Source organism: Micromonospora costi (assembly GCF_003626655.1).
Lineage (GTDB): Bacteria > Actinomycetota > Actinomycetes > Mycobacteriales > Micromonosporaceae > Micromonospora > Micromonospora costi.
On sequence record NZ_RBAN01000003.1, the window covers coordinates 388,474 to 402,482 of the forward strand.

The following is a 14,009-nucleotide window of genomic DNA, read 5'->3' on the forward strand; positions in this document are numbered from 1 at the left end:
GCCCTCCCCGCCCTCGCCGGCGTCGATCCGCTCGGCCACGTCGGCCGGGGCGACTCCGTTCGGGACGGCGGCCGCCCCGGCGCGATCCCCCGGTGCGGGGCCCCGCCCCTCGGCCGCCGCGTGCTGCGCGGCGGCGTCCCGCTGGTCGGCGGCCGTACGCGCCACCGCCTCCTCGCGGACGGCGTCCTGCTCGGCGGAGAGCGCCGCCTCGGCCTCGATGATGTGCCGGACGGCGGCGTCGACGTCGTCGGTGAGGCAGATCAGCTCCAGGTCGACCGGCCCGATCTTCCCGCCGGCCGCCATGGTGTCGCGCAGCCAGTCGAGCAGCCCACGCCAGTAGTCGACACCCATGAGCACCACGGGGAAACGGGTGACCTTGCCGGTCTGCACCAGGGTGAGCGCCTCGAAGAGCTCGTCCATGGTGCCGAACCCGCCCGGCAGCACCACGAACGCCTGGGCGTACTTGACGAACATCGTCTTTCGGGCGAAGAAGTAGCGGAAGTCGATGGCCAGGTCGACCCAGTCGTTGATGCCCTGCTCGAAGGGGAGTTCGATGCCGAGCCCCACGGAGAGACCGCCGGCCTCGCTGGCGCCCCGGTTGGCGGCCTCCATGACGCCGGGCCCGCCACCGGTGATGACGGCGTAGCCGGCGCGGGCCAGGGCGCCGCCCAGGTCCTCGGCCATCCGGCACTCCGGGCTGTCGGGGCCGCTGCGGGCGGAACCGAAGACGCTGACGGCGGGCGGGAGGTCGGCGAGCGTGTCGAAGCCCTCGACGAACTCGGAGAGGATCCGCAGCGCCCGCCAGGCGTCCTTCGTCTTCCAGTCGCCACGGCCACGCGAGTCCAGCAGCCGTTGGTCGGCGGTGGTGTTCGGGATCGCGTCCCGTCGCAGGGTGACCGCGCCCCGGTGCCGCTCCTGCCGCGGCGACCGGCTGGTCTCCCGCCCGTTGCTCTGGCTCATGCAAGCAACCGTAGTGGAGCCGCACCGGTCGGGTGCGGGCGGCGAGAACGCGGAGAAATAGTTCGAGATCTTGGGCAACGAAATCGGTCGCCCGTACGTCTTACTATTCACATACCGGGTATGCCCCGGCGCGCGCCTTCGGGGGAGGAGCCAGCGTGATCACCAACAGCGAGATGATCCGGATCCGTCGCCAGATGCAGCGACGGATCCGTGACGTGGTGGCCGAGCGCCGCCGCGCCCGTCAGCTGGAGCCGGCCGGCGGCGAGCCGACCGGCGATCCCGCCGACGTCCGGCCGGCCGCCGACACCGCCGCGGTCTGACCCGCCGGCCGCGCATCGAGCAGCGAGCGCCGATCAAGAGGTGTGCGTCACCGGGCCCGTCCCGGCCGACGCATACCTCTTGCTCGCGTCTCCGCCTCAGGCCGGCGCGAGCCACCGGTGCAGGGTCGCGGCCCCGTCACGGATCTTGCTGATCTCGACGTGCTCGTCCTTGTGGTGGGCCAGGTTCGGGTCACCCGGGCCGAAGTTCAGAGCCGGGATCCCCATGGCCGCGAACCGGGCCACGTCCGTCCAGCCCAGCTTGCCGATCGGCGCGGCGCCGACCGCGGCCAGGAACTCCTGCGCCGGCGGGTTGTCAAGGCCGGGCGCCGCACCGGCCGCCGCGTCGGTCACCGCCAGGTCGAAGCCGGCGAAGACCTCACGCAGGTGCTCCTCGGCCGCCGCCGGGTCGCGGTCCGGGGCGTACCGGTAGTTGACCTCGATCTCGCAGCGGTCAGGGATGACGTTGCCGGCGACGCCACCGGTGATCCGGACGGCGTTCAGGCCCTCCCGGTAGTCGCAGCCGTCGATGGTCACCCGGCGCGCCTCGTACGCGCCCAGCCGGCGCAGCACCTCCCCGGCACCGTGGATGGCGTTCACCCCGTGCCAGGACCGGGCCGCGTGGGCCCGCTCGCCGTGCGTGGTGACGATCGCGCGCATCGTCCCCTGGCAACCGGCCTCGACGATGCCGTACGTCGGCTCCAGCAGCACCGCGAAGTCCGCCTCCAGCCACTCCGGGTGCGCCTCGCCGACCAGCCGCAGCCCGTTGTACTTCGACTCGATCTCCTCCGCCTCGTAGAAGAAGTACGTGACGTCGTAGCGGGGGTCGGGCAGCGTCACCGCGAGGTGCAGCGCGTACGCGACACCCGACTTCATGTCCGACGTGCCGCAGCCGTACATCAGGTCGCCCCGCAGCGTGGACGGGAAGTTGTTGTTCAGCGGCACGGTGTCCAGGTGCCCGGCGAGCACCACCCGCTGCGCCCGGCCGAGGTCGGTACGCGCCATCACGGTGTTGCCGTGGCGGAACGTCGCCAGGTGCGGCACACCCCGCAGCACCTCCTCCACGCAGTCGGCGATCGCCTTCTCGTTCAGGGAGACGGACTCTATGTCGACGAGGGCGCGGGTCAGCGCCACCGGATCGGCGAGGACCTCGGGGGTCAACGGGTTCTCCATGGTTCGCACGGTACCGTCAGACCCGGTGGGGGCGCGGAGCGAGCTTCCGCCCTCCCGACCGGCGAACGAGAGGTGAAGCAGTGACGTCCGCACGATCGGCCTGGGGCATCGGCCTGGCCACCGTCACCGGCGACGACCAGGTGCTCGACACCTGGTACCCGACCGGGAAGCTGGGGCTCGGCGAGCTCCCGCTGGTGCCCGGCGAGGAGAAGGCGGACGTGCTCGACCTGCCGCCCGCGGCGGTCGGCGAGAGGGCGTTGCCCGGCGTGCGGAGCGTCGAGGTGGTCACCGTGATCGGCTCGCTGGACGACCCGATCAAGGACGCTCCGGACGCGTACCTCCGGCTGCACCTGCTCTCCCACCGCCTGGTGCGGCCGGGCGAGCTGAACCTCGACGGCATCTTCGGCAAGCTGGCGAACGTGGCCTGGACCTCGGCGGGACCGTGCCCGCCGGAGCGGGTGGACGAGCTGCGGGTCATCGAGCGCGCGGCCGGCCGGCACCTCTCCGTGTACGGGGTCGACAAGTTCCCCCGGATGACCGACTACGTGGTGCCCTCGGGCGTACGCATCGCCGACGCCGACCGGGTGCGCCTCGGCGCCCACCTGGCCTCCGGCACCACCGTGATGCACGAGGGCTTCGTGAACTTCAACGCCGGCACGCTCGGCACCTCGATGGTCGAGGGACGGATCGTGCAGGGTGTGCTGGTCGGCGACGGGTCCGACATCGGCGGCGGCGCCTCGATCATGGGGACGCTCTCCGGCGGCGGCACCGAGAAGATCCGCATCGGCGAGCGGAGCCTGGTCGGGGCGAACGCCGGCGTCGGCATCTCGCTAGGCGACGACTGCGTGGTCGAGGCCGGCTGCTACATCACCGCGGCGTCGAAGATCACACTTCCGGACGGCCGTGTCGTCAAGGCGCGGGAGCTCTCCGGCGTGGACGGCCTGCTCTTCTGGCGCAACTCGGTGACCGGCGCGCTGGAGGCGAAGCCGCGCACCGGCCGGGGCATCGAGCTGAACGCCGCGCTGCACGCCAACGACTGATCCGTCCCCTCCGGGTCCGCGGCCGACCGCGGGCCCGGAGTCCCGTTCGCGTGTTGAAGACCCGAGTCGGTGGCGGGTCGTGCCGGGGCTCGGGATGATCGGCCGGTGACCTCCATGAAGGAACGCCTGCTCGCCGGCGATCTGTACCAGGCCGACGACCCGGAGATCGTCGCCGAGCTGGACCGGGCCGTCCGCCTCATGGAACGCTTCAACACCAGCCCGGCGGGCGACCCGCAGGCCCGTCTCGCGGCGCTGCGCGACCTGCTCGGCGAGGTGGGCGAGGAGACCTGGGTCCGCCCACCGTTCTACTGCGACTACGGGTCGCGGATCCGGATCGGGCCACGGTCCTTCGTGAACTTCAACGCGGTCTTCCTGGACGTCGCGCCGATCACCCTGGGTGCCGACGTCCAGGTCGGGCCGAACGTCCAGTTGCTCACCCCCACCCATCCCGTGGAGCCTGAGCCCCGCCGCGCCAAGTGGGAGGCGGCCAAGCCGATCACCATCGGCGACAACGTCTGGCTGGGCGGCGGCGCCATCGTCCTGGCGGGGGTGACCGTCGGAGCGGACACGGTCGTCGGCGCGGGCGCCGTGGTGACCCGCGACCTACCGCCCGGCGTCGTCGCTCTCGGCAACCCGGCCCGGCCGGTACGCCCCGTGCAGTAAACGCGATCAAGCCTCTCACCTGCACGAACGGCTCTTTCGACCGATGGCGGAGCGGTCCATCACCCGGCACTGTGGGTAGTGACAGCTTCACCGGGAGGCGGTATGAGCGGTCGCGTGCTCGAGCTTCGCGTGCACGGGGTGTCGAACACACCCCCGGCGCAGACCCTCGGAATGCCTCCCGACGGCGAACCGCCGCAGCCGCGACGGGTCGCCGGGGGGACGGTCACCGGCTTCTACCGCGCCCCGGGGAGCGGCGCGGACGACCCGCTCGTCGTCGAGGCGTACAGCTGGGGGCAGCTGACGTCCGGCGCGCGGACCGCGCGGGACGTGGAACGCGCCCTGTGGACGCTGCTGCTGCCGTTCACCCTCGCCAACGTCGCCCTGCACGCCCGGCCCGGGATACCGGCGGACCCCGACCGGGAGCGGTGGGCCAGCCGGTCCGGTGTCACCGCCTGGCTGATCCGGCTGTTCTGCCTGAGCCTCACCTGCACCATGGTCGTCACCGTGACCGGAGTCGGCGTGGACCTGGTGGGCTGGCAGTGCGTCGACGACGCCTGCCTCGGCCGGATCCCCGGCCCGTGGGAGTTCCTGAGCCACGGCTGGTGGAGCGAGGGGGCACGCGCCCTCGCCGTGGGCCTGCTCGCCCCGCTGGGCCTGCTCGCGGTGCTCGGCCTGGTCACGTGGCGCACCTACCAGTACGAGGCCGAGATCCCCACCGGCCCGGGCACCGCGCTCTTCCCCCGCCGGCGTGCCCCCGCGGCTCCCGCCCCGACGCCCCCGGTCCACCAACCCCCGCTGGCGCCTCCGGAACCCGAGCCACCGCCCCCGGACCCGACGAACCCGCTGCAGGACCCCACGTTCTGGTGCGGCGAGGGGCAGCTGCGCCGGTCCGCCGTCCTGCACCTGGGCACCGGCGCGGTCGTCGCCGCGGCCGTGCCGCTCGGCACGGTCCTGGCCATGGACCCACCCCGGGGCGTACGGGCCGTGGTCGCCTGGCCCACCGTCGCCGCGTGCGGGGCGGTGCTGCTGATCGCCGTGGTGGCGCTGAGCCGGCCGTACCTGACCCGGCGGGTCGGCCCCGCACCGCTCGGCCGGTGGAGCGCGACGGTCGCGGCGCTCGCCACGGCCGCCGTGGCGGGCACCGTCGTCGTCCTGCTGCTGCCCGACGGGCCCGCCGGGGTCCCGCTCGCGCAGCTGCGCCCGCCGGTCGGCTGCACCCACGAGCCCGGCGTGCCCGGCTGCCTCGCCGACCGGTCGCTGCCCGGGTACGACTGGATCGTCGCCTGGCTGGGCCTGGGCCAGCTGCTCTTGCTGATCGCCATCGGGGCGGTGGCCCGGTCCGGTCGCCGGGCGCTCGTCGCGCCGGCGGCCGCCGCGTTGCTGCTGGTGGTCGGCGTCTGCTGGGTCGACGGTTGGCTGCCGCCGCTGCCGGACGCGCCCGAGCCGCTGGAGCTGTGGATGCTCGCGGTACCGGCCGTCGCCGTCGCCGCCGTGGGGCTGGCACTGCCCCGGACGCCCACCGCCGCCGACGTCCAGCCACTGCCACCGCACACCGACGTGGCCTGGGGTGGCCGCGGCCCCGCCGTCATCGCCGGCGCCGGCTGGGTGCTCTGCATCGCGAACAGCGCCGGCCTGCTCTACTGGGTGTCCGACCGCCTCAACAACGGAGCCACGCCGAGCGGGCGCTCCACCGTCATCCCCCCGATCCCGGTGCTGTGGACGGGTCTCGCCTTCGCGGTGGCGCTCCTCGCGCTCGCCGTCGTCCTCGCCTGGGCCGGCGTGCTCTTCCAGCGGCTGCGCCGGGAGGCGTACGCCGACCTGGTGCCGCCCGAGCACGACCTGTCCCTGCACGACCTGCGCCGCTGCCGCGACGTGAGCGTCTTCCAGGCCCTGCACCGGCTCGTCGGCGAGTACGCGATCCGGCTGGTCGGCGGCTACGCGGTCGTCGGCACCGTGCTGGTCGCCGTCGGCTGCGCCGCCGCGCTCTCGCACACCCGGCCACACCCCGTGGATCCCACCGACGCCGCCGCGGTCGTGAAGGTCGTCACCGACGTCGGGGACTCGATGCTCGGCTGGCTGCCGGCGCTGGTGGCCGCGATCGGCGCGCTGGTCTACCGCAACGACACGGTGCGGCGCACCGTCGGGGTGATCTGGGACGTGGGGACGTTCTGGCCGCGCGCCGCCCACCCGCTCGCCCCGCCCAGCTACGCCGAGCGGGCGGTGCCCGAGCTGCAGACCCGCATCGCCGGGCTGCTCGCCCTCACCGAGCACGACTCCCGCCGGATGGACGGCATTATCCTGTCCGGACACAGCCAGGGCACGGTGATCTGCGCGGCGGTCATCCTCCAGCTGCCGGCCCGGTGGCGGTGGCGGATCTGGTACTTCTCGTACGGCTGCCAGCTCACCCGGCTCTACGGGCGGGTCTTCCCGGCGTACTTCGGGCCGGACCGGCTGCCCGCGCTGGCCGAGGCGCTCACCACCCCGCCGGGCTGGACCGGGTGGACCAACTTCTGGCGGGACACCGACCCGCTCGGCTGGCCGGTCAACGCGGGCGAGCGCGACCTGGCCGTCCAGGATCCGGAGGCGCTGCACCCCAGCGGCGGCGAGGTGGCGGACCCGCCGATCCGCAACCACAGCGGCTATCCGGACGCGGCGGAGTTCCAGCGGGAACGGGCGCGCGTCGCGCGGCTGCTGCGGCGCGGGGTGCCGTCACCCCGGCAGGGGGTCGGTTAGCCGTACCACCAGGTCGGCCCGGCCGGCGGTGTCGGCCACGAGCGCCGCGTTGCGCTCGTCGGTGCCCGTCGCCCAGGCCCGCGCCTCCGCCGGCGAGCGGCCGTACGCCACGTGCCGCTCGGTGAGCCGGCGCAGCCGCAGCTCGGCGTCCAGGTCGAGGAACCACGCCTCGTGCAGCAGCGACCGCACCTCGTCCCACGGGGTCAACGGCAGCAGCAGGTAGTTGCCCTCGGTCACCACCAGGCTCACCTCCGGCGGGACCTCGATGGCGCCGGCGATCGGCTCCTCCAGGTCCCGACGGAACAGCGGAGCGTAGACGGACGTCGGCTCCAGCCGGTGGAGGCGGCGCAGCAGGGAGACGAAGCCGTTGGCGTCGAACGTGTCGGCCGCGCCCTTGCGTTCGGCGCGCCCCAGCCGGTGCAGCTCGGCCTGGGCGAGGTGGAAACCGTCCATCGGCACCAGCCGGGCGGCCGGCCCGACCTCGGCGACGATCCGCTCGGCGAGCGTCGACTTCCCCGCACCCGGGGCGCCGGCGATGCCGAGCAGCTGGCGCGGCCCGGCCGCGGCCAACGCCCGGGCCCGTTCCACCAGCTCCTCGACGGAGAGCACCCGTGCCGCGCCCATCAGCCGAGGACCGGCTCGCTGATCGCGAACCGCGCCTGCACGGCCGCGTGCACCGGCTGCGGCTGCGGGTCGAGGTCCAGCTCCGGCGTGCCGCCCTCCGGGCCGCCCGCGTACGCCATCCGCGCCATCATGGGCCGCTCGCTGCCGGTGTCGGCGAGTTCCAGCAGCGCGGTCACGCGGGCGCCCAGCGCCTCGGCGTACTCCCGGGCACGGTCGAGCGCGTCGGTGATCGCCGCGTGCCGTGCCTCCCGGTACGCGGGGCTGTCCGGCCGCAGTGACCACCAGGGCCCCGCCACCTCGACCTGGTCCTGGTCGGCCAACCGCAGCATCAGCTCGCCGAGGGCCGTGAAATCGCTGACGGTGACCGTCGTCGTGACGGCGCCGTGCCAGGCCACCACCCGCTCGGTGGCGCGCCGGGTCTCGGGCCGTACCCGAAGGTCGCCGGTCTCCCGCCGGTCGACGGCCGACCCGGTGCCGTCGAGCAGGACTCGGACCGCGGCCGCGCGTTCGGCCAGCTTCGTGAGGGTGGTCTCGCGATCCCGGTCGCGGGCCGTCACGGTGACCGTGAACCGGGCCAACTCGGGAGGCACCTCCCGGTACGCCTCGCCGCGTACCGTCACGACCGGCCCGTCCGCCATGCCCTCACCCTAGTCGCGGCCGGTCACCCGCGCCCGCGCTCATCCCGCCCCGGTGCCGATCGGCCGGTGCCCGGTGTACGTCACCACGTCGCCCTCGGTCCGGCACCCGGTCAGGAACCCGCCGGCCGCCCCCAGCTCCAGCAGGTACGCCACCTCGGCGGCGTGGTCGCCGCCGACCGGGAACTCCTTCCGGCACGCCTCCAGCTCCCGGGCCAGCAGGGAGTCGCGCAGCCCCTGCGCCTGCCGGTAGCGCTCGACCAGGGCGGGCAGGTCGTCCCGGCGCAGCGCGTCGGCCAACCCGTCGAGGAACGCGCTGACCCGGCCCAACTGCCGGACCACCTGGTCCCGGTTGTCGAAGAGCATGTCGGCGGTCCGCTTCGCCGGTGTGCCGGCCACCCGCGTGCCGTCCCGGAAGCTGCCGGCGGCCAGGCCGAGCACGGCGTCGCGGATCTCCGTCCCGGCCACCGCGCCGGCGAGGCTGCCCGCCAGCAGGTGCGGGATGTGGGACGACAGGGCCACCACCGAGTCGTGCACGGCCGGGGACATGGGCACCACCCGGGCCGAGAAGACGTCCACCACGAGGCCGGCCAGCGTACGGAAGGGCCCGATCCCCTCGGGAGCCGGGCAGAGCACCCAGGCGGCCCCGTCGAAGAGCGCCGGCACGGCGGCCGTCAGCCCGGACCGCTCGGTGCCGGCCATCGGGTGACCTGGCACGAACCGGTCGGTCAGGCCGTGCGCGGCGGCGAACGCGGCCACGGAGCCCTTCGTGCTGCCCACGTCGGTGACCACACACCGGTCACCGGTCTGCTTGGCCACCGTGAGCAGGGTCTCCGGGAGGGTCGGGAGCGGGCCGGCGAGGAACACGACGTCCCTGTCCCGGACGGCCTCGCCGAGGTCGTCGAGGACGCGCACCCCCCGCTCGCGCCCCTCGGTCCGCGTCTGCGGATCCGGGTCCCAGGCGGTCACGTCCGGGTAGGCCTCGTGCAGGCGGAGCAGGATCGAACCGCCGATGAGACCGGTGCCCACCACGGCGACCCTCAGCCGCCCCGCGAAGCCGTCCACCATCGGAGACCTCGATCGGCTACGACTCGGCGAGCCGGCCGGCGACCGCCGCGACGTGCTCGTTGGACTCGGTCAACGCCACCCGGACGTGCTGCGCGCCGCCCGGGCCGTAGAAGACCCCCGCAGCGACCAGGATGCCCCGCCGGGCCAGCCAGTCGACCGTCGTCCAGCAGTCCTCGCCCCGGGTCATCCACAGGTAGAGGCCCGCCTCGGAGTGCTCGACGGTGAAGCCGGCCGCCGTGAACGCGAGGTAGAGCGCCTCGCGCCGGGCGCGGTAGCGCTCCCGCTGCTCGTCGGCGTGCCGCTCGTCCTGGAGGGCGGCCACCATGGCGGCCTGCACCGGAGCGGGGACGATCATGCCGGCGTGCTTCCGCACCTTGAGCAGCTCGGCCACCAGCGCCGGGTCACCGGCCACGAAGCCGGCCCGGTAGCCGGCCAGGTTGGAGCGCTTGGAGAGCGAGTGCAGCGCGAGCACGTTGTCGTACGAGCCGCCGCACACCTCGGGCGAGAGGACCGACACCGGCTCGGCGGACCAGCCCAGGGGCAGGTAGCACTCGTCGCTGGCGACCACCGCGCCGCGCTCCCGGGCCCAGTCGACCACCTTCCGCAGGTGGGTGGCGGGCAGCACCTGACCGGTCGGGTTGCCGGGCGAGTTGACCCAGACCAACCGGACCCGCGAGGTCGGACCGACCGCCGTCAGCGAGTCGGTGCGGACGGTCGTCGCGCCGGCCAGACGGGCACCGTCCTCGTACGTGGGGTAGCAGATCGACGGCACCACCACCACGTCACCCGGCCCGATGCCGAGCAGGGTGGGCAGCCAGGCGACCAGCTCCTTCGAGCCGATGCTCGGCAGCACCCCGAAACCGTCGACCCCGGCGCCGCACGCCCGCGCGACCCAGGCGCTGATCGCCGCCCGCAGCGCCGGCGTGCCGGCGGTCAGCGGGTAGCCGGGGGCGTCGGACGCGTCAGCGAGCGCCTGCCGGATCACCTGGGGCACCGGGTCGACCGGCGTACCCATCGACAGGTTGATCATGCCCTCCGGATGCGCCGCGGCCAGGGCGGCCGCGGCGTCCAGAGTGTCCCAGGTGAACTCGGGCAGCCGTGCCGAGACCGGCGCGGGCCGGTTCAGTGGCCCTCACCGCGCGGCGGCTGCGCGGCCACGAAGGTCGCGTCCTTCTCCACCTTGCCGATCTTCGAGGCGCCGCCGGGCGAACCCAGGTCCTCGAAGAACTCGTAGTTGGCGCCGGTGTAGTCCTTCCACTGCTCCGGCACGTCGTCCTCGTAGAAGATCGCCTCGACGGGGCAGACAGGCTCACAGGCACCACAGTCGACGCACTCGTCGGGGTGGATGTAGAGCATCCGGTTGCCCTCGTAAATGCAGTCGACCGGGCACTCCTCGATGCATGCCTTGTCGAGCACATCCACGCACGGCTCGGCGATGATGTAGGTCACCGGTCTTCTCCTCCGCAAGACGCGCCGCGATCTCCCGCGACGGTAAGAGCCTAGTATCTCGCCGGGGAGGGGGTCGATCGTGCTGGGTCAGCAGGATGTGGGACACCGGATAGTGGTTCGCCGGATTGTGGGCATTCGCGAAGGCCGGCCCCTGTTCTCGGACGCCCTCGGTGAGCTGGTCGAACTGAGCGAGACCCATCTCACGCTGGCCACCGCACAGGGCCCCCTGCGCGTACCCCGCGACGAGGTGCACCGGGCCAAGCGCGTACCGCCCACCCGGCGCCCGACCGCCGCCGCCGTGATCGAGCTGGAGCTGGCCGCCGACGAGGCCTGGCCCGCGCCGGTCCGCGGCCGGCTGGGCGGCTGGCTCCTGCGCGCCGCCGACGGGTGGACCGGGCGGGCCAACTCGGCGCTGCCCGTCGGCGACCCCGACCGGCCGCTGCCCGCCGCGGTCGACGCGGTCGAACGCTGGTACGCCGAGCGGGGCCTACCACCGATGGTCAACACCCCCCTGCCGCTCGCCGCGCCGGTCGGCGCGGAACTGGACGCGCGCGGCTGGGCGAGCCGCCCGCCGGTGCTGGTGCAGACCGCCGCGCTGCCACTGCCGCCCGTCCCGCTGCCGCTGCCGCCCGCCGGCACCGCGAGCGAGGGGCCGCCGGGCGGCGCCGCGTCCGCCGGCACCGCGTCCGCGGGCGTCGCGGGGGCGGCGACGACGGGCATCGCCGCGGCCGTGGTGGAGCTGGCCACCGTGCCCTCTCCCGAGTGGCTCGCGGTCGCGTCCGGTCGCAAGGGCGGCCTGCCGGACGCCGCCCGGCACGTGCTCACCGCCGTGGACCAGGTTCGTTTCGCTCACGCGTACGTCGACGGCGCCCTGGTGGGGATCGGCCGCGGCACCGTGACCGGGCAGGGGCGGTGGTTGGGGCTCAGCCTCGTCGAGGTGCTGCCGCAGGCGCGCCGGCAGGGGCTCGCGGGCCGGCTCATCCGGGCCCTGGCCGAGTGGGGCGCGCAGGCGGGCGCCACGCGCTCCTTCCTCCAGGTCGAGCAGCACAACACCGGGGCCGTGGCCCTCTACCAGCGGCTCGGCTTCACCACCCACCACACGTACCGGACCCGCGTCGCCCCACACTGACCCGCCACACCCGGGCATGTCCAAGACCCACTCCACATCGCGGAAGTAGCGGTGTCCCAGCAACCCAGTCCCCGCAACATCAAGGAACTGGAGTGGATCACCACCCCCCACCCCCGCGATCTTGCACTTTCTGCCCCGGCATACAGGGCAAAAGCCGCGTCTCAGGGGCCGAAACTGCAAGATCGCGGAGGGGCGTGGGCCGCGCGCGGAGCGTGCGGCCCACGCCGGGCTCGCGGAGGGGGCCGCGCGCGGAGCCGCGGTCCCCGCGCGGGTTAGCGGCGGACTACCTTGCGGGGCTTGGCGGCCTTCAGTTCGGCGTACCGCTTGAGGCTCTGCGAGCGGTGGTCGAGCCCGAGCGAGGTGAGCACGAGGTACCCGACCAGCGTCCCGGCGCCGGTGGCGGCCAGGTAGAGCCAGATCTGCGCGAAGAAGGTGCCCGCGCCGCCGGCGAACGGGCTGTCGCCCACCAGTAGCGGCCCGACCAGCACGGTCAGGAGCAACGCCACGAGTACGGCGCCCGCCACGTCGGCCGCCCAGTCGCCGAGCGGTCGCCGCCGCCCCCAGTAGAACGCGACAACGGCCAGGATCAGCCCGATCAGCACGAACATCCCCAGCGACACCCGGTCGGCCGCGGCGTCGTCGCCGTCGTCGGTGCCGAACTGGATGATCAGCCGAGCGGCCACGTTGACCACGAAGAGCGCTCCGGCGAGCGCCCCGATGTCGCGCCACCGCTTGTCCATCGCACGACCTCCTGCCCCACCGCCCGCACCCGGAGCGGTGTCCTGGCAGGAATATCTACCACCGGAACCTGTGTGCCGTCAGTCCCCCAGACGTGACGGCGGCACCGCGAGGATCTGCCGGAAGCCCATGACCGCGAACGTCATCGCGCCCGCCACGATCATGACGAGGCCGACCCAGTTGTCGCCGGCGAGCAGCAGGTCACCCTCGGAGGTCCGCACGGCCGCGACGGCCATCAGCACGAACCACGGTACGGCGGGCAGCGCCACCGACCAGCGGCGGCCGACCGACTCGTGGGCGAACCAGCTCAGCACGATGTTCGCGCCGATCGCGAGCAGCACCGACACCCCGATGAGCTGCCCGGCCACCCGGACCGTGGCGAGGATGAGTTCCAGCAGGCCGGTCACCACGCCGGCCACGACCGCCACGAGCCCGCCGGCCACGCGCACGCCGACGTCGAGCAGGCGCGGCGGGGGGCCCGCGGGCGGCGGGGTGGTCTCGTCCGGGGCGACCGACATCGGGGCGGCGGGCAGGGTCACCGCAGGCCGGCCGCCGTGACCGGGGCCCGGTCCGGGCCGACGTCGGGAAGCCCCGCGAAGAGGTCGTCCTCCCAGGCGTACGGGCCGCTGCCCGGCCCCTTCTCCCCCACCGCGAGCGTGTAGTACTCGACCCCGATGAACTCCGCGCCGAAGTTGCCGGCGATCGCGTAGAGCCAGGAGTTGTGGGGGATCTGGGTGGCGTGGGCGCGCATCGCCGCCTGCTTCGCGGCGTGCTGGTCGGTGGCGTCGATCCGGGCGGCGATCTGCTCGTCCGGGGTGCCGAAGGGCAACTCGGCGACGTCCTCGATGCCGACGAACGGGTTGTCGGCCGACTCGGTGAACTCGGTCATGCCCGCCTCGAGCACGCTGAGCGGCATGGCCGTCCAGTAGACCTTGGCCGGCGCGAACCCCTCGGCGGCGGCCAGCTCGACGGCGCGCATCGCGACCCGGTGCGCCTGGATGTGGTCGGGGTGCCCGTAGAAGCCGTTCTCGTCGTACGTGATCAACACCTGCGGACGGATCTCGCGCATGATCTCCACGAGGTGCCCGGCGGCCTCGTCCAGGTCGGCCTGCCAGAAGGCCCGGGGGTGTTCGTTCGTGGCGAGGCCCATCATCCCGGAGTCGCGGTAGCGGCCGGCGCCGCCGAGGAAGCGGTGGTCGGTGACGCCGAGCGCGGCACAGGCCGCGGCCAGCTCGCCGATCCGGTAGCCGCCGAGCTGGTCCGCCTCGGCGGCGGCGAGCTGGGCCAGCTCCGGTACGTGGATCTCGCCCTCCTCGCCCAGCGTGCAGGTCACCAGCGTGACGTGGGCGCCGGCGGCGGCGTAGTGGGCCATGGTCGAGCCGGTGCCGATGGTCTCGTCGTCGGGGTGCGCGTGGACCAGCAGCAGGCGGCGGTCGGGCAGCGTCGTCACGCCCGTCACTCTAACCGGCGGTTCCGCCCG

Annotated in this window: 14 protein-coding genes and 1 pseudogene; 5 read left to right on the forward strand and 10 right to left on the reverse strand. The window is 74.0% G+C overall.

Going from position 1 to position 14,009, the window contains the following annotated elements; translation table 11 throughout:
* Window positions 1-129 precede the first annotated feature (129 nt).
* Window positions 130-960: pseudogene (locus D7193_RS18315) on the reverse strand (LOG family protein); the annotation flags it as partial.
* A gap of 155 nt (window positions 961-1,115) precedes the next feature.
* On the opposite strand from D7193_RS18315, the gene D7193_RS33730 reads away from it, so the two are divergent.
* The gene (locus tag D7193_RS33730; RefSeq protein ID WP_174242663.1) at window positions 1,116-1,280 is read left to right on the forward strand and encodes a hypothetical protein; all 165 of its coding nucleotides are present in this window, start codon (window positions 1,116-1,118) and stop codon (window positions 1,278-1,280) included.
* Between the two features lie 96 nt (window positions 1,281-1,376).
* Here D7193_RS33730 and dapE read toward each other — a convergent pair whose 3' ends face one another.
* Window positions 1,377-2,450 carry a succinyl-diaminopimelate desuccinylase gene (dapE, locus tag D7193_RS18320; RefSeq protein ID WP_120780740.1) on the reverse strand — a complete coding sequence of 358 codons (1,074 nt, stop codon included), beginning with the start codon at window positions 2,448-2,450 and terminating at the stop codon, window positions 1,377-1,379.
* A gap of 80 nt (window positions 2,451-2,530) precedes the next feature.
* On the opposite strand from dapE, the gene dapD reads away from it, so the two are divergent.
* From dapD to D7193_RS18335, 3 genes are all read left to right on the forward strand, one after another.
* Complete coding sequence (gene dapD / locus D7193_RS18325) at window positions 2,531-3,490, forward strand: 2,3,4,5-tetrahydropyridine-2,6-dicarboxylate N-succinyltransferase (protein ID WP_120780741.1); 960 nt, start codon at window positions 2,531-2,533, stop codon at window positions 3,488-3,490.
* A 105-nt stretch (window positions 3,491-3,595) separates the two neighbouring features.
* Window positions 3,596-4,153 (forward strand): sugar O-acetyltransferase, encoded by a 558-nt coding sequence (locus D7193_RS18330; RefSeq protein WP_120780742.1) that lies wholly within the window; start codon window positions 3,596-3,598, stop codon window positions 4,151-4,153.
* 114 nt (window positions 4,154-4,267) lie between these two features.
* Complete coding sequence (locus D7193_RS18335) at window positions 4,268-6,886, forward strand: hypothetical protein (protein WP_241563178.1); 2,619 nt, start codon at window positions 4,268-4,270, stop codon at window positions 6,884-6,886.
* Here the strand turns inward: D7193_RS18335 and D7193_RS18340 are convergent.
* From D7193_RS18340 to fdxA, 5 genes are read right to left on the reverse strand one after another with little or no spacing between them, the layout of a single operon-like run.
* Window positions 6,863-7,510: a nucleoside/nucleotide kinase family protein gene (locus tag D7193_RS18340; RefSeq protein ID WP_120780744.1), complete on the reverse strand. Its 648-nt coding sequence runs from the start codon at window positions 7,508-7,510 to the stop codon at window positions 6,863-6,865. The two genes, D7193_RS18335 and D7193_RS18340, sit on opposite strands and share 24 nt — an antisense overlap.
* Window positions 7,510-8,148, reverse strand: coding sequence for an SIMPL domain-containing protein (locus D7193_RS18345; RefSeq protein WP_120780745.1), 639 nt, complete (start codon window positions 8,146-8,148; stop codon window positions 7,510-7,512). The genes D7193_RS18340 and D7193_RS18345 overlap by 1 nt, the downstream gene beginning before the upstream one ends.
* 39 nt (window positions 8,149-8,187) lie before the next feature.
* Window positions 8,188-9,213, reverse strand: coding sequence for a prephenate dehydrogenase (locus D7193_RS18350; RefSeq protein WP_120780746.1), 1,026 nt, complete (start codon window positions 9,211-9,213; stop codon window positions 8,188-8,190).
* Window positions 9,214-9,229: 16 nt separating this feature from the next.
* Window positions 9,230-10,339, reverse strand: coding sequence for a succinyldiaminopimelate transaminase (dapC, locus tag D7193_RS18355; RefSeq protein WP_120780747.1), 1,110 nt, complete (start codon window positions 10,337-10,339; stop codon window positions 9,230-9,232).
* Window positions 10,336-10,662, reverse strand: a complete 327-nt coding sequence (gene fdxA, locus D7193_RS18360) for a ferredoxin (RefSeq protein WP_007464872.1) — start codon at window positions 10,660-10,662, stop codon at window positions 10,336-10,338. The genes dapC and fdxA overlap by 4 nt, the downstream gene beginning before the upstream one ends.
* Before the next feature lie 79 nt (window positions 10,663-10,741).
* Here fdxA and D7193_RS18365 point away from each other — a divergent pair, with 79 nt between their 5' ends.
* On the forward strand, window positions 10,742-11,791 hold the full coding sequence (locus D7193_RS18365) for a GNAT family N-acetyltransferase (protein WP_120780748.1): 1,050 nt from the start codon (window positions 10,742-10,744) through the stop codon (window positions 11,789-11,791).
* A 272-nt stretch (window positions 11,792-12,063) separates the two neighbouring features.
* Here D7193_RS18365 and D7193_RS18370 read toward each other — a convergent pair whose 3' ends face one another.
* The 3 genes from D7193_RS18370 to mshB form a co-directional block, all read right to left on the reverse strand.
* Entirely contained in the window at window positions 12,064-12,531 is a 468-nt protein-coding gene (locus tag D7193_RS18370) for a hypothetical protein (protein ID WP_120780749.1), read from the reverse strand.
* 78 nt (window positions 12,532-12,609) lie between these two features.
* A complete protein-coding gene (locus D7193_RS18375) occupies window positions 12,610-13,047 on the reverse strand; it encodes a hypothetical protein (protein ID WP_120781359.1) in 438 nt (145 codons plus the stop codon).
* A gap of 17 nt (window positions 13,048-13,064) precedes the next feature.
* A complete protein-coding gene (gene mshB / locus D7193_RS18380; protein WP_174242664.1) occupies window positions 13,065-13,988 on the reverse strand; it encodes an N-acetyl-1-D-myo-inositol-2-amino-2-deoxy-alpha-D-glucopyranoside deacetylase in 924 nt (307 codons plus the stop codon).
* Window positions 13,989-14,009 lie beyond the last annotated feature (21 nt).